General features: G+C 52.5%; 15 protein-coding genes, 1 tRNA gene and 2 pseudogenes. 14 read left to right on the forward strand and 4 right to left on the reverse strand.

Annotated features, from left to right (window positions below; genetic code table 11):
* Positions 1-30 precede the first annotated feature (30 nt).
* Positions 31-1,197, reverse strand: a complete 1,167-nt coding sequence (gene efeO, locus IUJ45_RS06215; RefSeq protein WP_002218467.1) for an iron uptake system protein EfeO — start codon at positions 1,195-1,197, stop codon at positions 31-33.
* The gene (efeU, locus tag IUJ45_RS06220; protein ID WP_014580467.1) at positions 1,194-2,033 is read right to left on the reverse strand and encodes an iron uptake transporter permease EfeU; all 840 of its coding nucleotides are present in this window, start codon (positions 2,031-2,033) and stop codon (positions 1,194-1,196) included. Before efeU ends, efeO begins: the two co-directional genes overlap by 4 nt.
* 210 nt (positions 2,034-2,243) lie before the next feature.
* Between efeU and mltA the strand changes: the two genes are divergently transcribed.
* Positions 2,244-3,569: a murein transglycosylase A gene (gene mltA, locus IUJ45_RS06225; protein ID WP_002246548.1), complete on the forward strand. Its 1,326-nt coding sequence runs from the start codon at positions 2,244-2,246 to the stop codon at positions 3,567-3,569.
* A gap of 278 nt (positions 3,570-3,847) precedes the next feature.
* On the opposite strand, the gene IUJ45_RS06230 is transcribed toward mltA, so the two are convergent.
* Positions 3,848-4,369: a hypothetical protein gene (locus IUJ45_RS06230; protein WP_002246549.1), complete on the reverse strand. Its 522-nt coding sequence runs from the start codon at positions 4,367-4,369 to the stop codon at positions 3,848-3,850.
* A gap of 282 nt (positions 4,370-4,651) precedes the next feature.
* Here IUJ45_RS06230 and glmS point away from each other — a divergent pair, with 282 nt between their 5' ends.
* Together glmS and metG are read left to right on the forward strand one after the other, a co-directional pair.
* Complete coding sequence (gene glmS / locus IUJ45_RS06235; protein WP_002249529.1) at positions 4,652-6,490, forward strand: glutamine--fructose-6-phosphate transaminase (isomerizing); 1,839 nt, start codon at positions 4,652-4,654, stop codon at positions 6,488-6,490.
* A gap of 114 nt (positions 6,491-6,604) precedes the next feature.
* Positions 6,605-8,659 (forward strand): methionine--tRNA ligase, encoded by a 2,055-nt coding sequence (metG, locus tag IUJ45_RS06240; protein ID WP_082308719.1) that lies wholly within the window; start codon positions 6,605-6,607, stop codon positions 8,657-8,659.
* Between the two features lie 76 nt (positions 8,660-8,735).
* On the opposite strand, the gene IUJ45_RS06245 is transcribed toward metG, so the two are convergent.
* On the reverse strand, positions 8,736-9,689 hold the full coding sequence (locus IUJ45_RS06245; protein ID WP_082308654.1) for a D-2-hydroxyacid dehydrogenase: 954 nt from the start codon (positions 9,687-9,689) through the stop codon (positions 8,736-8,738).
* 121 nt (positions 9,690-9,810) lie between these two features.
* Between IUJ45_RS06245 and IUJ45_RS06250 the strand changes: the two genes are divergently transcribed.
* The 11 genes and pseudogenes from IUJ45_RS06250 to IUJ45_RS06300 all read left to right on the forward strand — a co-directional run bounded on the left by IUJ45_RS06250 (position 9,811) and on the right by IUJ45_RS06300 (position 19,068).
* Positions 9,811-10,029 carry a DUF2061 domain-containing protein gene (locus IUJ45_RS06250; protein ID WP_082308655.1) on the forward strand — a complete coding sequence of 73 codons (219 nt, stop codon included), beginning with the start codon at positions 9,811-9,813 and terminating at the stop codon, positions 10,027-10,029.
* Positions 10,030-10,106: 77 nt separating this feature from the next.
* Positions 10,107-10,436 (forward strand): FKBP-type peptidyl-prolyl cis-trans isomerase, encoded by a 330-nt coding sequence (locus tag IUJ45_RS06255; protein ID WP_002216146.1) that lies wholly within the window; start codon positions 10,107-10,109, stop codon positions 10,434-10,436.
* A 28-nt stretch (positions 10,437-10,464) separates the two neighbouring features.
* Positions 10,465-10,674, forward strand: a pseudogene (locus IUJ45_RS06260) (pilin); the annotation flags it as partial.
* Between the two features lie 192 nt (positions 10,675-10,866).
* Positions 10,867-11,205: a pilin gene (locus IUJ45_RS06265; RefSeq protein WP_082308656.1), complete on the forward strand. Its 339-nt coding sequence runs from the start codon at positions 10,867-10,869 to the stop codon at positions 11,203-11,205.
* Positions 11,198-11,513 (forward strand): annotated as a pseudogene (locus tag IUJ45_RS06270) (pilin); the annotation flags it as partial. The gene IUJ45_RS06265 and the pseudogene IUJ45_RS06270, both read left to right, overlap by 8 nt.
* Positions 11,514-12,537: 1,024 nt before the next feature.
* Positions 12,538-13,461, forward strand: a complete 924-nt coding sequence (gene lpxC / locus IUJ45_RS06275; protein ID WP_002246555.1) for a UDP-3-O-acyl-N-acetylglucosamine deacetylase — start codon at positions 12,538-12,540, stop codon at positions 13,459-13,461.
* Positions 13,462-14,644: 1,183 nt separating this feature from the next.
* Positions 14,645-16,093 (forward strand): decarboxylating NADP(+)-dependent phosphogluconate dehydrogenase, encoded by a 1,449-nt coding sequence (gene gnd, locus IUJ45_RS06280; protein WP_002247197.1) that lies wholly within the window; start codon positions 14,645-14,647, stop codon positions 16,091-16,093.
* A gap of 62 nt (positions 16,094-16,155) precedes the next feature.
* Complete coding sequence (waaA, locus tag IUJ45_RS06285) at positions 16,156-17,427, forward strand: lipid IV(A) 3-deoxy-D-manno-octulosonic acid transferase (protein ID WP_082308658.1); 1,272 nt, start codon at positions 16,156-16,158, stop codon at positions 17,425-17,427.
* Between the two features lie 40 nt (positions 17,428-17,467).
* On the forward strand, positions 17,468-17,917 hold the full coding sequence (locus IUJ45_RS06290) for a CopD family copper resistance protein (RefSeq protein WP_002216130.1): 450 nt from the start codon (positions 17,468-17,470) through the stop codon (positions 17,915-17,917).
* Between the two features lie 32 nt (positions 17,918-17,949).
* A complete protein-coding gene (locus IUJ45_RS06295; protein ID WP_002246559.1) occupies positions 17,950-18,924 on the forward strand; it encodes a TerC family protein in 975 nt (324 codons plus the stop codon).
* Between the two features lie 68 nt (positions 18,925-18,992).
* A tRNA-Lys gene (locus tag IUJ45_RS06300) sits at positions 18,993-19,068 on the forward strand.
* Positions 19,069-19,378: the final 310 nt, after the last annotated feature.

Here is a 19,378-nt window from a genome sequence, read left to right on the forward strand (position 1 = left end):
GCCGCCAAATACCGTCTGAACGCTTGCGGCTTATTTCAAGCCGAGTATGCCGCGAAGTTGGGCAAGGTCTTCGGCAAGCGCGTTAATAGAGGCCTGTAACGCTTTGCGGTCGGCTTCGCCCAGCTTGTCGTAGGTTTCAAAACCGTCTTTAGTCCGGTATTTCGCCAGAATTTCGTTGACCTGTTTGAAGTTGGTATCGGTTTTTTCCAACAAGGCTTTGTTTTTGGTCTCGATCAACGGACGGAACAAATCGACGATTTTTTTCGATCCGTCCACATTGGCTTGGAAGTCGCTCAAATCGGTGTGGCTGTACCGGTCTTCTTCGCCGCTGATTTTACTGCCCGCCACTTCTTCAATCAGTTCGGACGCGCCGCCGACCACCTTGCCCGGAGGAAACGCCAATGCGTCGATTTCTTTTTGCAGGGCTTCGACATCGGTCATCAGTTTCGCTGCAATTTCCTTCACGCCGGACACGTCTTTTTCCACCCAAAGGGCGTATTCGATACGGTGAAAGCCGGTAAATCCGGCATCTTTCGCGCCGTCTTTGAAGTCGTCTTCACGCGCATCGATGACGGGGTCGAGTTCGCTGAAAAGCTCGGCAATCGGTTCGATGCGTTCGTAATGGACGCGGGTGTCGGCAAACAGGGATTTCGCCTTTTCAATGTCGCCTGCTTTGACGGCTTCGGTAAAGGTTTTGGTTTTCGCCACCAGCTCTTTAACCTCGCCTTGAACGTAGGCTTTATAATCGGCGAGCGGTTGGGACAGTTTTTCCAAATCCGCTTCGTTGGCGGTGTCTTTAAAGCCGCTGTCGGTTACCACCAGCTTGCCGCGCGGATTGGTCAAAAGACCGCAAGTCATTTCGTATTCGCCCGGCAACAGGGTGACGGTCATTTTATCGGAAAGTCCGGGGGCGATGTTTTCGCGCTCGTCCACCACCATCACGCCTTTCAGGATTTCCCATTCGAGCTTGCGGCCGCTGTTGTTTTTAATATTGAACACAACCTGTCCGCTCGGCACGGTCAGTTCCATCGGTTCGCAGGCATTGTCGTTGACGGCGATACTGACCGAACCGCCCTCGTTGGCGGATTGGGTCTCACCGGACGCGGCCGGCGCAGCTTTCTCCGCCTCCGGCGGCTGGCACGCAGTCAAACCTAAGGCAAGCATCACGGACAATGCGGTCAAATTGAATTTTCTCATTTCAGCTCCTCTTTACGGGTTAAAGTTTCAGACGGCCTGCTGCCGCACAAAAACCAAGTCATGACGGGAATAAGATACAGCAGCCAAACCAAGGCCTCGCCCTGCGTCGGATGGTCGGTATAGCCGAAAAATCCGCCGAGCAGCACGCCCAACGGGCTGTCTTCGTGCAAATATTTTGATGAGTCGAACACAATATCCTGAAGCGCGTTCCAAATACCTGCCTCATGCAGCGCGCGCAGCGAGCCGGCAAGCAGACCGGCGGCAACGGCAATCAAAAACGCCCCCGTCCAACGGAAAAACTTCGCCAGATTCAGGCGCATCCCACCCTGATAAATCAACGCGCCAATCACGGCGGCAGCCAAAACCCCCGCTACCGCACCGGCCGGCATCTGCCACGTCGGGCTCTGTTTGAATACAGCAAGCAGGAAAAAAACGCTCTCCAAACCTTCGCGCGCCACGGCAAGAAACGCCATACCAACCAAGGCCCATCCTTGACCGCTGCCACGGTTCAAAGCCGCCTGCACAGAGTCCTGAAGCTGCCGCTTCATCGAACGGGCGGCTTTTTTCATCCATAAAATCATATAAGTCAGCATCGCGACAGCAACCAAACCGATAATGCCGACGACGAACTCCTGCTGCTTTTGGGGAATCTCGCCCGTTGCCGAATGGATTCCGTACCCCAGCCCCAAACACATCAAAGAAGCAAGGACGACCCCGAACCAGACCTTAGGCATCAGTTTGGAATGTCCGGACTGTTTCAAAAAACCGGCAACAATGCCGACGATGAGCGCGGCTTCGATACCCTCGCGCAACATAATTAAAAAAGCGACCAGCATAAACGCGAACGAACAAGGATGATGAATAATATATTATCGGAATATTTTCATTGTTTGTAAATACAAATGCAAGTTATTTTTATCTGCATTGCCGCGCGGCGGAAAGTTCCGCAGGCTGCAGCTGCGCCCTGTGTTAAAATCCCCTCTCCACGGCTGCCGCAACGCCGCCCGAAACCATCTTTCTTATTACTGCCGGCAACATTGTCCATTATGAAAAAATACCTATTCCGCGCCGCCCTGTACGGCATCGCCGCCGCCATCCTCGCCGCCTGCCAAAGCAAGAGCATCCAAACCTTTCCGCAACCCGACACATCCGTCATCAACGGCCCGGACCGGCCGGTCGGCATCCCCGACCCCGCCGGAACGACGGTCGGCGGCGGCGGGGCCGTTTATACCGTTGTGCCGCACCTGTCCCTGCCCCACTGGGCGGCGCAGGATTTCGCCAAAAGCCTGCAATCCTTCCGCCTCGGCTGCGCCAATTTGAAAAACCGCCAAGGCTGGCAGGATGTGTGTGCCCAAGCCTTTCAAACCCCCGTCCATTCCTTTCAGGCAAAACAGTTTTTTGAACGCTATTTCACGCCGTGGCAGGTTGCAGGCAACGGAAGCCTTGCCGGCACGGTTACCGGCTATTACGAACCGGTACTGAAGGGCGACGACAGACGGACGGCACAGGCCCGCTTCCCGATTTACGGTATTCCCGACGATTTTATCTCCGTCCCCCTGCCTGCCGGTTTGCGGAGCGGAAAAGCCCTTGTCCGCATCAGGCAGACGGGGAAAAACAGCGGCACAATCGACAATGCCGGCGGCACGCACACCGCCGACCTCTCCCGATTCCCCATCACCGCACGCACAACGGCAATCAAGGGCAGGTTTGAAGGAAGCCGCTTCCTCCCCTACCACACGCGAAACCAAATCAACGGCGGCGCGCTTGACGGCAAAGCACCGATACTCGGTTACGCCGAAGACCCCGTCGAACTCTTTTTTATGCACATCCAAGGCTCGGGCCGTCTGAAAACCCCGTCCGGCAAATACATCCGCATCGGCTATGCCGACAAAAACGAGCATCCATATGTTTCCATCGGAAAATACATGGCGGATAAGGGCTACCTCAAACTCGGACAAACCTCCATGCAGGGCATTAAGTCTTATATGCGGCAAAATCCGCAACGCCTCGCCGAAGTTTTGGGTCAAAACCCCAGCTATATCTTTTTCCGAGAGCTTGCCGGAAGCAGCAATGACGGCCCCGTCGGCGCACTGGGCACGCCGCTGATGGGCGAGTATGCCGGCGCAGTCGACCGGCACTACATTACCTTGGGCGCGCCCTTATTTGTCGCCACCGCCCATCCAGTTACCAGCAAAGCCCTCAACCGCCTGATTATGGCGCAGGATACCGGCAGCGCGATTAAAGGCGCGGTGCGCGTGGATTATTTCTGGGGTTACGGCGACGAAGCAGGGGAAACGGCTGGTAAAATGAAAGAACCGGGTTACGTCTGGCAGCTTCTACCCAACGGCATGAAGCCCGAATATCGGCCGTAAACCGGCAAAACAATGCCGTCTGAAGCCCATCACGGCCAATCGGGCGCATTAAGGCGAAGTTTTGAGATACCGCAGGCACAAGCCGGCTGGACAAAATGCCTTTTTTTATTTGACGGAATGGATTTCCGCCCGAACGGAAATACCCCCTTGCAAACGATCGGAATCGGACGGGTATTCAAACGCGTCCGAACAAAAAAAGGCGGACATTCCCGCCCGCCCGTACCAGTCAGGAAACCGCACATCCGATTCGGCGGCGGCATCCTCCCGGTTATCCTCCGCTAAAGCAACAATGCCCGAGGTCTGCCGTTGCATTTGATTTCTTTTTCCAATTCATCGAACTCGGCTTCAAACCGCCGTTTCAATTGCTCGATCGCCGCCTGACGCTGCTGATACGTTTGGTTTGACGGCAACGCCTTTTGCGCGTCGAGGTATGCCTGTACTGTTTGTCCGCACTTTTTCTGGTGGGCGATGATTTTGTCCTTCATCGCCGCATCGGTTTTGACATACTGCCTGCGTTCGACATACAGCTCTTTCCCGTCGTCGGAAAGTTTGATCGGGATTTCCCCTATCCCTGTGTTTATCGAAAGCGCGCCGTCTTTTTCAGACAAAAGCAAAGACTCTTCCTCGCCTGTAACCACGTTGATTTTATTAAGGAAGTAATTGCCTTTTTCTTTTTTGACGGCAATCATACCCTCTTTTTTGTCCGATTTTTCGCGCCAATAACCCTCGTAACCGCCGGCATCCTTGCCGCAGCCCGCCAACACCGCCGCCACGCCGACGGCCAAAAGCATTTGTTTCATTTCCATACTCCTTTAACATTAAGACCGGGCGAGTATATTGTTTTTTTTTTTCAGCTTGTCAATATTGATTTGCAAAAACTATAAACCAGCAGCAGGCAATGCCGTCTGAACGCCCATCCCAGTCAGGCGGGGAAATCCCTCCCTTTTTTGAGCAAGCCCAAGCCTTCAGACGGCATTTTGCTGTTTTTCGGCGCGGAAGGCGGTTTATAATCCGAAGAGGAAGGTGCGGCACGGAAGCCGTCCGCGCCTGTTTTTTTTTCAACCGGATACTAAGGAACAGTTATGTGCGGTATCGTCGGCGCCATCCGCGCCCATCACAACGTCGTCGATTTTCTGACCGACGGTCTCAAACGCCTCGAATACCGGGGTTATGACTCATCAGGCATTGCCGTCAACACCGACGGCAAAATCAAACGCGTGCGCCGCGTCGGACGCGTGCAGCTTATGGAGGACGCAGCACGCGAAAAAGGCATCAGCGGCAGCATCGGCATCGGGCATACGCGTTGGGCGACACACGGCGGCGTTACCGAGCCGAACGCCCACCCGCACATCAGCGGCGGTATGATTGCGGTCGTCCACAACGGCATCATCGAAAACTTTGAAAGCGAACGCAAACGCTTGGAAGGTTTGGGATACCGTTTTGAATCGCAAACGGATACCGAAGTCATCGCCCACAGCATCAATCACGAATACGCGCAAAACGGCGGCAAATTGTTTGAAGCAGTGCAGGAAGCGGTCAAACGTTTCCACGGCGCATACGCCATCGCGGTTATTGCCCAAGACAAGCCTGATGAATTAGTTGTGGCGCGTATGGGCTGCCCGCTTTTGGTCGCTTTGGGCGACGATGAAACCTTTATCGCTTCGGACGTATCCGCCGTCATCGCCTTTACGCGCCGCGTGGCGTACCTCGAAGACGGCGACATCGCGCTGCTGGCTTCAGACGGCATCAAACGGCTGACCGATAAAAACGGCCTGCCTGCCGAACGCAAAGTCAAGGTATCCGAACTCTCGCTCGCCTCTTTGGAACTGGGACCGTACAGCCACTTTATGCAAAAGGAAATCCACGAGCAGCCGCGCGCGATTGCAGACACGGCGGAGGTTTTCCTCGACGGCGGCTTCATCCCCGAAAACTTCGGCAAAAACGCCAAAAGCGTGTTTGAAAGCATCCGCAGCGTCAAAATCCTTGCCTGCGGCACGTCCTATTACGCCGCACTGACCGCCAAATATTGGTTGGAATCCATCGCCAAAATCCCGGCCGATGTCGAAATCGCCAGCGAATACCGATACCGCAGCGTGATTGCCGATCCGGACCAACTGGTCATTACCATTTCCCAATCCGGCGAAACGCTGGACACGATGGAGGCTTTGAAATACGCCAAATCGTTGGGACACCGCCACAGCCTCTCCATCTGCAACGTGATGGAATCCGCCCTGCCGCGCGAAAGCAGCCTCGTGCTTTATACCCGTGCCGGAGCGGAAATCGGCGTCGCCTCGACCAAAGCGTTTACCACGCAGCTGGTCGCGCTGTTCGGTTTGGCGGTAACGCTGGCGAAGGTACGCGGTTTAGTTTCCGAAAAAGACGAAGCGCGTTACATCGAAGAACTCCGCCAGCTTCCCGGCAGCGTTCAGCACGCTTTGAACCTAGAACCTCAAATTGCCGCATGGGCGCAACAGTTTGCCAAGAAAACCAGCGCGCTGTTTTTAGGGCGCGGCATCCATTACCCGATTGCCCTCGAAGGTGCATTGAAGCTGAAGGAAATCACCTACATCCACGCCGAAGCCTATCCTGCCGGCGAGCTGAAGCACGGGCCGCTTGCCTTGGTGGACGAAAACATGCCCGTCGTCGTCATCGCACCCAACGACAGCCTGTTGGACAAAGTCAAAGCCAATATGCAGGAAGTCGGCGCGCGCGGCGGCGAACTTTTCGTCTTTGCCGACCTCGACAGCAATTTTAATGCCACCGAAGGTGTGCACGTTATCCGCGCACCGCGCCACGTCGGCAAACTGTCCCCCGTCGTGCATACTATCCCCGTGCAGCTCCTCGCCTACCACACCGCCCTCGCACGCGGCACGGATGTGGACAAGCCGCGCAACCTGGCGAAATCCGTAACCGTCGAATAAATCCCGCCGATTGGCAAAATGCCGTCTGAAGCCCGATTTCTCAGGCTTCAGACGGCATTTCCCCGTTTGATTTGCGGTATAATCCGCCTTTACCCATTGTTTGCAAAGCACAATATGACACGCAAAATCTTAGTTACCTCTGCCCTGCCCTATGCCAACGGCAGCATCCACCTCGGCCACATGGTCGAACACATCCAAACCGACGTTTGGGTACGCTTCCAAAAACTGCGCGGCCACGAATGCTACTACTGCTGCGCCGACGACACCCACGGCACACCTGTAATGCTTGCCGCGCAAAAACAAGGCATCGCGCCTGAAGACATGATTGCCAAAGTGCGCGAAGAGCACCTCGCCGACTTTACCGATTTCGGCATTGGTTACGACAATTATTACAGCACCCATTCCCCTGAAAACAAACAGTTTTCCCAAGACATTTACCGCGCGCTGAAAGCCAACGGCAAAATCGAAAGCCGCGTCATCGAGCAGCTTTTCGACCCTGAAAAACAAATGTTCCTGCCCGACCGTTTCGTCAAAGGCGAATGCCCGAAATGCCACGCCCACGACCAATACGGCGACAACTGCGAAGTCTGCGGCACGACCTATTCCCCGACCGAACTGATCAACCCGTATTCCGCCGTATCCGGTGCCAAACCCGAATTGCGCGAATCCGAACACTTCTTCTTCAAACTCGGCGAATGCGCCGACTTCCTCAAAGCATGGACTTCCGGCAACAATCCGCACGACGGCAAGCCCCATCTGCAACCAGAAGCCCTCAACAAAATGAAAGAATGGCTGGGAGAAGGCGAAGAAACCACCCTATCCGACTGGGATATTTCCCGCGACGCGCCTTATTTCGGTTTTGAAATCCCCGACGCGCCGGGCAAATACTTCTACGTCTGGCTGGACGCGCCCGTCGGCTACATGGCATCGTTTAAAAACCTGTGCGACCGCATCGGCATCGATTTCGACGAATACTTCAAAGCCGGCAGCCAAACCGAGATGTACCACTTCATCGGCAAAGACATCCTCTATTTCCATGCCCTGTTCTGGCCCGCTATGCTGCATTTCTCCGGCCACCGCGCCCCGACCGGCGTGTACGCACACGGCTTTTTGACCGTGGACGGACAAAAAATGTCCAAATCGCGCGGCACCTTCATCACCGCCAAATCCTATCTGGAACAAGGCCTGAACCCCGAGTGGATGCGCTACTACATCGCCGCCAAACTCAACAGCAAAATCGAAGACATCGATTTGAACCTGCAAGACTTTATCAGCCGCGTCAACAGCGATCTCGTCGGCAAATACGTCAACATTGCCGCCCGCGCTTCAGGTTTCATCGCCAAACGGTTTGAAGGCCGTCTGAAAGACGTTGCCGACAGCGCATTATTGGCAAAACTGACCGCACAAAGCGAAGCCATTGCCGAATGCTACGAAAACCGCGAATACGCCCGTGCCCTGCGCGACATCATGGCCTTGGCGGACATTGTCAACGAATACGTCGATGCCAACAAGCCGTGGGAACTGGCGAAACAGGAAGGTCAAGACGAACGCCTGCACGAAGTGTGCAGCGAGCTCATCAACGCCTTTACCATGTTGACCGCCTACCTCGCCCCCATATTGCCGAAAGTGGCCGAAAACGCCGCCAAATTCCTGAATTTGGAAGCCATCACTTGGGTAAATACACGCGAAACCTTGGGCGAACACGCCATCAACAAATACGAACACCTCATGCAACGAGTGGAGCAAAAACAAGTGGACGATTTAATCGAAGCCAACAAACAAAGTATTCAGACAACCCCCGCGCCTGTTGAAGACAGCAAATACGAAAAAGTCGCCGAACAGGCAAGTTTCGACGACTTTATGAAAATCGACATGCGCGTCGCCAAAGTATTGAACTGCGAAGCCGTCGAAGGCAGCACCAAACTTTTGAAATTCGACCTCGATTTCGGTTTTGAAAAACGCATTATCTTCTCCGGCATCGCCGCGTCTTACCCGAACCCTGCCGAATTGAACGGCCGCATGGTCATTGCCGTCGCCAACTTCGCCCCGCGCAAAATGGCAAAATTCGGCGTATCTGAAGGCATGATTCTCTCCGCCGCCACGGCAGACGGGAAACTGAAGCTCTTGGATGTGGATACAGGCGCGCAACCGGGCGACAAAGTCGGTTAAGTAGAAATATCAAAAACAATGCCGTCTGAACCCTTTGGGCGTTCAGACGGCATTGTTTTCCGTCATCCCGACAAGCTCAAACCACGCGGTTTTGCGCCTCTCCTTTCACAAAGGCGTGAATGTTCGCCAACAATATATCAAACAGCCTGTCCAAAGCCTCACGACTTGCCCACGCGGTATGCGGCGTAACAATCAGATTGGGTAATCGTGCATTCAGCAAGGGATTGCCGTTTTTGGGCGGCTCATTCGTCAAAACATCGACACCCGCCCCGCCGATCTGCTCGTATTTGAGTGCGGCAAGCAGCGCGTTTTCATCCACCAGCCCGCCGCGCCCGCAATTAATCAAAACCGCACCGGGCTTCATCTGCTGTAATTCGTTTTCGCCTATCATATTTTCAGTTTGGGCGTTCAGCGGACAGTGCAGCGACAACACGTCGGCAGTCTGTACCGCATCTTCAAAGGAAACATAGCCTTCGCGCACGTCGGGCGCGTGTTTGTGTTCGGCAAACACCACCCCCATACCGAACGCCTGCGCGTATCCGGCAAGCGTCCGTCCGATATTGCCGCGTCCGAAAACCGCCAGCGTTTTACCGTTCAAATCCCGAATCGGCGCACCGTAATAGCAGAAAAACGGCGACTTCTCCCATAATCCTGCCGCAACATCACGCTGATAGGCGGGCAAATTCCGCATCAACGCAATCATCAGCATAAAGGCGTGTTCCGCAACCGATTCGTTTCCGTAGGCGCGGACATTGCATACCGCAACGCCCGCCGCCTTCGCCGCCCCAATATCGACATTGTTCACACCGGTCGCACTGACGGCAATCAGCTCCAACTGCGGATTAGCCGCAATAATATCGGCAGAAATCATCACTTTGTTAGTAATGACAATATGTGCATCGCGCACCCGTTCTGCCGTTTCATCCGCACCTGTCGTACCGTAAACCGCAAGCTCGTGCGGAAAATCAAAATGAAAAACCCGGCCGGGCAAAGTATCCGCATCCAAAACAACGATCTTTTTATGATTCATAATTTCTATCCCCATTTGAAAAATGATTTATTTACACTAACAACAAATAGCAAATTTAAACCGCGCAACCTTATGATAACCTTTATCATTCCTCCGTCAATGTCCAATTCGGGAGAGGATGATGCTTAAAACCCTGACTTTTGCCGCACTGCATTTCAGCACCGCCTTCAGTGCAACCTATGTACTGACGGGCAGTATAGGCGTATCGGGGGCGGTCGCGCTGGTCGAGCCCCTAATCAACACCGTCGTTTTCTATTTCCATGAAAAAGCATGGAACCTTTACGAAAAAAATAAAACAGTCCAACAAACACAGCCGTTTCAGCTGCACCGATGCAGCTGACGTTTGAGCGGCATTTGACTTCGACGGACGGTATGTTACCCTTGCCGTTTTGACCAACAAGCAATGAAAGGACAAATATGGGCGGCCTGATTATTGAAGACTTGCAAGAAGGCTTCGGAAAAGAAGCAGTTAAAGGCAAAGAGATTACCGTGCATTACACAGGTTGGCTGGAAAACGGAACCAAATTCGACTCCAGCCTCGACCGCCGCCAGCCGCTGACCATCACGCTCGGTGTCGGACAAGTCATCAAAGGCTGGGACGAAGGCTTCGGCGGAATGAAGGAAGGCGGCAAACGCAAGCTGACCATCCCTTCGGAAATGGGCTACGGCGCACACGGCGCGGGCGGCGTGATTCCCCCGCACGCCACTTTGATATTTGAAGTCGAGCTGCTGAAAGTGTACGAATAAAGCTGCCCGGGCAATACCGTCTGACATAATGGCTTCAAGCAACGTAAACAACGAAATCAAAGACAAAAAACTCTCCCTGTGGGCCAAGCGTCAAGACGGTTCGGTAAAATGGTTCTGCGGACAGCCGGTTACGCGCACCGCCGCCGACAGCGACGACGTCGCCGCCGCCAACGGCAAGACCGCCGACAACATCAACACCAAGCACCTGCCGTCAACCTGCCGCGATGCGTCATCTGCCGTTTGCACAAAAACACCACGCGCCGATTTCAAACACTTTCAAAAAATCAGCCGTTACCGAGTATTGCCCGAATCACGGCAAATGGCAGAAAAACTTCGTCATTCCCGCAAAAGCGGGAATCTAGTTCGTTGAGTTTCAGTTATTTAGAATAAATTTTGAAACTTTAATCCCGTCATTCCCACGAAAGTGGGAATGACGGGATTTAATGATGCCGCCGGCGTGGCATCCTCCCCCTCCGACATCAAAGGCAAATATGTTCAGAAAGTTGAAGTCGCAAAAGGCGTCATTACCGCCCAAATGGCTTCAAGCAACGTAAACAATGAAATCAAAGGCAAAAAACTCTCCCTGTGGGCCAAGCGTCAAAACGGTTCGGTAAAATGGTTCTGCGGACAGCCGGTTCAGCGCGACAAAGCCGACGCCGACGCCGATGCCATTACCGCCGACACCGCCGCCAACAAGAAGATCGACACCAATCATTCCCACGAACCTACATCCCGTCATTCCCGCGAAAGTGGGAATGACGGGATTTAATGATGCCGCCGGCGTGGCATCCCCCCACCGACATCAAAGGCAAATATGTTAAGGAAGTTAAAGTCGCAAACGGCGTCATTACCGCCACAATGCTTTCAAGCGGCGTAAACAACGAAATCAAAGGCAAAAAACTCTCCCTGTGGGCCAAGCGTCAAAACGGTTCGGTAAAATGGTTCTGCGGACAGCCGGTTGCGCGCGCCGACAAAGCCAAAGACGACGTCAAAGCCGCCACCGCCAACGGCACCGACGACAAAATCAACACCAAGCACCTGCCGTCAACCTGCCGCGATGATTCATCTACCGGATAAGGCAAATTATACCATAAATTTTAAATAAATCAAGCGGTAAGTGATTTTCCACGGCCACTCGGATTAATCCGGGTGGCTTCCTTTTTAAGGGTTTGCAAGGCAAGCGGGGGCGTCCGTTTTGGCTGAAAATAATATATCGATTGCGCTTCAAGGCTCTGCGCGTACCTCATTGCCGCCCGTTTAAACACGGGGTTTATCTGACAGGCGCGCAATCCGCCCTCTCATGTACCGAACAAGCGGACTGGATTCCCGCCTGCGCGGGAATGACGGCAACCGGCCGGTTGCGTATCAAAAAATAAAGTAATTCGGCTAGATATAGTGGATTAACAAAAATCAGGACAAGGCGGCGAAGCCGCAGACAGTACAAATAGTACGGAACCGATTCACTTGGTGCTTCAGCACCTTAGAGAATCGTTCTCTTTGAGCTAAGGCGAGACAACGCCGTACTGGTTTTTGTTAATCCGCTATAATTTATTGAAGATGGCTGAAATTCAAAGCTACAGAAATTTATAAACAAAAAACAGCAACCCGCCGCCGTCATTCCCGCAAAAGCGGGAATCTAGACATTCAATGCTAAGGCAATTTATCGGGAATGACTGAAACTCAAAAAACTGGATTCCCACTTTCGTGGGAATGACGGAATGTAGGTTCGTGGGAATGACGGGATTTAAGTTTCAAAATTTATTCTAAATAACTGAAACTCAACGAACTAGATTCCCACTTTCGTGGGAATGACGAATTTTAGGTTGCTGTTTTTGGTTTTCTGTTTTGGTTTTTTGTCCTTGTGGGAATGACGGTTCACGCGAAAATGCCGTCCGAAAGGTTTTCGGACGGCATTTTTTGCGTTTTTCAGGAGGGGGCGGGTTCGTCGCCTTGTCTTGATTTTTGTTAATCCACTATACATTTTTATGCGGCTTACGTATTGAAAACGGATACATTGGCAAATACTATGGAAAAACATAGCCTGTTTTTCCGGTTTTATCGTATTATTCCAAAACTTACCCCATTGATAAGGAAGCGGTTTATGCTGCAAAGAACTTTGGCGAAATCCATCAGCGTTACCGGAGTCGGGCTGCATTCGGGCGAACGCGTCGCGCTGACCCTGCACCCCGCGCCTGAAAACAGCGGGATTTCCTTCCGCCGTACCGATTTGGACGGCGAGATGGGCGAACAAATCAAGCTGACCCCTTATTTGATCAACGATACCCGCCTTTCCTCCACCATCGTTACCGACAAAGGCGTGCGCGTCGGCACGATCGAACACATTATGTCCGCGCTGTCCGCCTACGGCATCGACAACGCGCTGATTGAGCTGAACGCGCCCGAAATCCCGATTATGGACGGCTCCAGCCTGCCGTTTATTTACCTTTTGCAAGATGCGGGCGTGGTCGATCAAAAGGCGCAAAAGCGTTTTTTGAAAATCCTCAAGCCTGTCGAAATCAAAGAAGCGGGCAAATGGGTGCGCTTTACGCCGTATGACGGCTTTAAGGTAACGCTGACCATCGAATTCGACCATCCGGTTTTCAACCGCAGCTCGCCCACTTTTGAAATCGATTTCGCCGGCAAATCCTACATCGACGAAATCGCGCGCGCGCGCACTTTCGGCTTTATGCACGAAGTGGAAATGATGCGCGCCCACAATCTGGGTTTGGGCGGCAATTTGAACAACGCCATCGTGATTGACGACACGGATGTCCTGAATCCTGAAGGCTTGCGCTATCCCGATGAGTTTGTGCGCCACAAAATCCTTGATGCCATCGGCGATTTGTATATCGTCGGACACCCGATTATCGGTGCGTTTGAAGGCTACAAATCGGGACACGCCATCAACAACGCACTCTTGCGCGCGGTTTTGGCAGACGAAACGGCTTACGACCGGGTGGAATTTGCCGACAGCGATGATTTGCCCGACGCATTTCACGAGCTGAACATCAGAACTTGTGGATAACGCTTTCTGTTTTTTCCGGTAAATTCCTAAAACTTAAAATTTCATCATTCCTACAAGGACAAAAACCAAAACAGAAACCTAAAATTCGTCATTCCCACGAAAGTGGGAATCTAGAATCTCGGACTTTCAGATAATCTTTGAATATTACTGTTGTTCTAAGGTCTAGATTCCCGCCTGCGCGGGAATGACGACAGAACGGTTTCTGTTTTTGGTTTTCTGTTTTTGTGGGAATGACAGGATGTAGGTTCGTAGGAATGACGTGGTGTAGGTTTCCGTATGGATGGATTCGTCATTCCCGCGCAGGCGGGAATCCAGTGCGTTGAGTTTCAGCTATTTAGAATAAATTTTGAAACTCTAATCCCGTCATTCCCACGAAAGTGGGAATCCAGAATCTCTAAAGCTTCAGCTAACCTTTGAATATTGCTGTTGTTCTAAGGTCTAGATTCCCGCCTGCGCGGGAATGACGGCAGAGCGGTTTCTGTTTTTTCCGATAAATTCCTAAAACTCAAAATTTCATCATTCCCACTTTCGTGGGAATGACGGGATGTAGGTTCGTGGGAATGACGCGGTACAGGTTTCCGTTACGTATCCCCATCCGAAAGTTTATTTATACACAAGCAATCCAAAGTTATCTGACTGAAATATTGTGAGATTTACCCGCAAATCTCATTTTTTCCACCACTTATACACAAATTCGGATGCGCACTCTGCCGATATGCAGAAATAAGACATTCGTGCCGACACCTGACCATTTCCACACGTTCCAAACACACTTTCCTCTCAAACCTCCACAGTATTCCGGTTCTTAAAGACATCGGCAGCCATTCGGTAAAGAAAAGTAGGATGCCATCTGCACAACAAGCAAACTATCCACAAAACTTATTCCCCATAAAAAACAATCCACAGGTATGCACAAAAGGGAATCCGCCTTACCGACACCCTAAAAAAGGTAATCCTGATGATTTTTAAAATAAAAAAAAGTTACCCACAGAAAATTTCTCCTATCAATATAATCATCGTTTTTTTATTTAATTTTTATATTTTATTTATAAGCCTTCAGGGAAACGCACGGTAAAGCGTAAAGGCATCTTTTCAAAAAATTAAAAAGTTAAGGATTGTTAAACAAGCGTAAATCAGGTAGAGTTGCGGTCGATAAATTAAATCTATAACGGAGCTTCCTGCAATGAAAGGCGATATTGGCGTAATCGGTTTGGCGGTTATGGGGCAAAACCTGATTTTGAATATGAACGATTGCGGATTTAAGGTTGTCGCCTACAACCGAACAATCGGTAAGGTGGACGAATTTTTAAACGGCGCGGCAAAAGGGACCGGTATTATCGGCGCGTACTCCCTGCAAGACTTGGTCGATAAGCTGGCAAAACCAAGAAAAATCATGATGATGGTTCGCGCAGGTTCGGTGGTTGACGACTTTATCGAACAACTGCTTCCGCTGTTGGAAGAAGGCGACATCATTATTGACGGCGGCAATGCCAATTACTCCGACACGACACGGCGGACACATTACCTTGCCGGAAAAGGGATTTTATTTGTCGGCGCGGGCGTATCCGGCGGCGAAGAAGGCGCGCGGCGCGGCCCGTCCATTATGCCGGGCGGGGATAAACGCGCTTGGGAAGCCGTCAAACCGATTTTTCAGGCGATTGCCGCCAAAACGCCGCAGGGCGAACCGTGTTGTGACTGGGTCGGCAGGGACGGCGCGGGGCATTTTGTCAAAATGGTGCATAACGGCATCGAATACGGCGATATGCAGTTGATTTGCGAAGCGTACCAGTTTATGAAAGACGGCTTGGGGCTGTCTTACGACGAAATGCACCGCGTGTTTGCCGAGTGGAACAAAACCGAGCTGGATTCTTATCTGATTGAAATCACTGCGGCAATTTTGGGCTATAAGGACGAAGGCGGTGAACCGCTGGTCGAGAAAATCCTCGATACGGCAGGGCAAAAAGGCACGGGCAAATGGACGGGCATCAATGCCTTGGATTTGGGTATTCCGTTGACGCTGATTTCCGAAGCGGTATTCGCCCGCTGCGTTTCGTCGTTCAAAGAACAGCGCGTGCAGACCGGCAAGCTGTTCGCCCGAACCGTTACGCCCGTCGAAGGCGGCAAACAAGAATGGGTCGAGGCGTTGAGACAGACCCTGCTTGCATCTAAAATCATTTCCTACGCACAAGGCTTTATGCTGATCCGCGAAGCGGGCGAAAGCTACGGCTGGGATTTGGACTACGGCAACACTGCGCTGCTGTGGCGCGAGGGGTGCATCATTCGCAGCGCATTCTTAAGCAATATCCGCGATGCCTATGAAAACAATCCCGATTTGGTGTTCTTGGGTACGGATCCGTATTTCAAAAATATTTTGGAAAACTGCCTGCCGGCGTGGCGCAAGGTGGTTGCCAAGGCGGTCGAATGCGGCATCCCTATGCCCTGCATGGCTTCGGCGATTACGTTCTTGGACGGCTACACGACCGAACGTCTGCCTGCCAACCTCTTGCAGGCACAGCGCGACTACTTCGGCGCGCACACTTACGAGCGCACCGACAAACCGCGCGGCGAGTTTTTCCATACCAACTGGACGGGCAAGGGCGGAGATACCGCTTCGACAACCTACGATATTTGATTCCGTTGCCGAAATGCCGTCCGAACCGTTCGGACGGCATTTGTTTTGCAGGAAATAGAAAGATGTTCCAATGGCTTTATGATGTATTGTGGCTGCTTGCGCCGATATGGATACGGCGTTATTTGGACAAACGCTCCGGAAGTGCCCCTGCATATCGGGCGCATCGGGGCGAGCGTTTCGGCAAGCCGTATCCGAATCCCGTTACCGGCGCGGTTTGGATACACGCCGTTTCGGTCGGGGAAACGCGTGCCGCCCAACCTTTGATACGCGAGTTGCGGCAGCGTTTTCCCGATGCGCCGCTGCTGATGACGCAGATGACCCCGACGGGACGGGAAACCGCGCAAGTTCTGTTTCCTGATGCACAATGCCGCTATCTTCCGTATGACAAAAAAACGTGGGTACGGCAGTTTTTGCGCGAACACCGCCCGATGTTCGGCATTTTGATGGAAACCGAAATCTGGCCCAATCTGATGAAGGAATGCCGGCGCACGGGTGTGCCGCTGTTTTTGGCGAATGCGCGGCTGTCGGAAAAATCGCTAAACGGTTATCTGAAAGTCCGCAGCCTGATCCGTCCTGCCGCCGCTTCGCTGATGGGCTGTCTGGCACAGACGGAGGCGGATGCGGCGCGGTTGGCGAAATTGGGCGCGGCATCCGTGCAGGTGTGCGGCAATACCAAATACGACCTGATGCCGTCGGAACAGATGAAAACGCTGGCGGGGCAGTTTGAAAAACGCATCGGAGACCGGCAGGTTGCCGTGTGCGGCAGCACGCGCGTTTATCGGGGTGAAGACGAGGCGGAAAAACTGCTGGCGGCGTGGCAACAATATCGCGGCGATGCCCTGCTGGTCGTCGTGCCGCGCCATCCCGAGCATTTTCAGACGGTATTTGAAACGGTAAAACGCTTCGGGTTTAAGGTTCAGCGGCGCAGCGACGGTTTGCCGGTCGAACCCGATACGCAGGTGTGGATAGGCGACAGTATGGGCGAGCTGTATGCGTATTACCTGTGCGCCGATGTCGCTTTTGTTGGCGGCAGTCTGGTCGATTCGGGCTGTCAGAACATCATCGAACCGCTTTCCTGCGGCGTTCCGACGATATTCGGCTTTTCGACCTACAATTTTTCCGAAGCCTGCCGGCACGCCTTGGCATCGGGTGCGGCGGTTCAAGTCGAATCGGCGGACGCGTGGCGGGAAGCCGTTGAAAAAAACTTATCGTCCGAGGAGGGCGGAATGCAGATGCAGGCGCGCGCGGACGGCTTTATCGCACAACATCGCGGAGCGGGCGCGAGAATCGCCGAGGCGGTACGGGAAGCGGTATGCGGACATCGGGGACGATAGTGATACAATCCGTATCCGAGTTTTCCGGTTGGAGTACCGTATGAGTATTTATGCCGTCGCGCACATCGTCCACCTGTATTGCGCCATCGCCTTTGTCGGCGGCGTGTTTTTTGAAGTGCTGGTTTTGTCCGTCCTGCATACGGGACGGGTGTCGTGCGAGGCGCGGCGCGAAGTGGAAAAGGCAATGTCTTACCGCGCCGTCAGGGTGATGCCGTTTGTGGTCGGACTGCTGTTCGCCAGCGGCATCGTGATGGCGGCAAACCGCTATCTTTCTATATTGGGCGAACCGTTTGCCACTTCCTTCGGTACGATGCTGACGCTGAAAATCCTGTTGGCGTTCAGCGTGTTGGCGCACTTCGCCATCGCCGTCGTCAAAATGGCGCGTTCCACACTGACCGTCGGCTGGTCGAAATACATACACACCGTCGTCTTTACCCATATGCTGCTGATTGTCTTTTTGGCAAAAGCGATGTTTTATATCAGCTGGTAACACAATTACATTTCAAATCAGGAGATTGAACCATGACAGAATATCCCGGCATCGGGTCGCCGTTGTTTTACGGCGTTTTTTTTGCGGCAGTGCTGGTCATGATTGCCTTGGATATGTTTTCGCTGAAGAAAAACGGCAGCCATAAAGTCGGCGTCAAAGAAGCCTTGGCATGGAGCGGCTTGTGGGTTGCCGTATCCTGCCTGTTCGCGGGCTGGCTGTATTTTGAACTCGCCGGCAATCTCGGCTACGGCGCGGCAGTCGCAAAAGAAAAAGTATTGGAATTCTTTACCGGCTACATTTTGGAAAAATCGTTGGCAGTCGACAATATTTTCGTGTTCCTGATGATATTCGGCTACTTCAAAGTCGCACCGCAGTTTCAGCACCGCGTGCTGCTGTACGGCGTATTGGGCGCATTGGTATTGCGCACCGTCATGATTTTCGTCGGCGCGGCACTGGTTCGGCAGTTTGAGTGGATTCTGTATCTGTTTGGCGCGTTCCTGCTCTATACTGGTATACACATGATGAAGCCCGAAGGCGATGAGAAAGAGGATTTGGCAAACAGCAGGCTGCTGAATGCCGTCAAGAAAGTCGTTCCGGTCGGCACGGAATTTCACGGCGAGAAATTTTTTACCGTCGAAAACGGCAAAAAAATCGCCACGCCGCTGTTTTTGGTGCTGGTCATGATTGAATTGAGCGATGTCGTGTTTGCTGTGGACAGTATTCCCGCCGTCTTTGCCGTTACCACCGATCCGTTTATCGTGCTGACTTCCAATATTTTCGCTATTTTGGGTTTGCGGGCGATGTATTTCCTACTGGCGGATGTGGCGGAACGCTTTATCTTCCTGAAATACGGCTTGGCATTCGTGTTGAGTTTTATCGGTGTGAAAATGCTGGTAATGCATTGGGTGCATATCCCGATTTCCGTTTCACTGTCGGTCGTGTTCGGCGCGTTGGGTGCATCGATACTGACCTCGTTAATTTATACGAAAAAACAGCCTGATAAATAAAATGCCGTCTGAACGCCGACAAAATGGTTGACAGCATCAGGCTTGATGTATAGAATTTCGAGCTTATCGGGTCGTTAGCTCAGTCGGTAGAGCAGCGGACTTTTAATCCGTTGGTCGAGCGTTCGAATCGCTCACGACCCACCAGATAAAGCAAAAAAGCTGAGTTTTCAAAACTCGGCTTTTTTTGTCTTCCGACAATCCTTGTTCGGAAAGCGCGGCATTTCGTCAAATTCTTTGGTGCGGCTTCCGTATTTTTCCCGAAAATCCCTTATAATTCCGCCTCTGCAACCTTCATCGGGTGATGCTTTATGCGTTGTCCCGAGTATTGAAATATTATAGTGGATTAACAAAAACCAGTACGGTATTGCCTCGCCTTAGCTCAAAGAGAACGATTCTCTAAGGTGCTGAAGCACCAAGTGAATCGGTTCCGTACTATCTGTACTGTCTGCGGCTT

The organism is Neisseria meningitidis (assembly GCF_022869645.1).
Classification (GTDB): Bacteria; Pseudomonadota; Gammaproteobacteria; order Burkholderiales; family Neisseriaceae; genus Neisseria; species Neisseria meningitidis.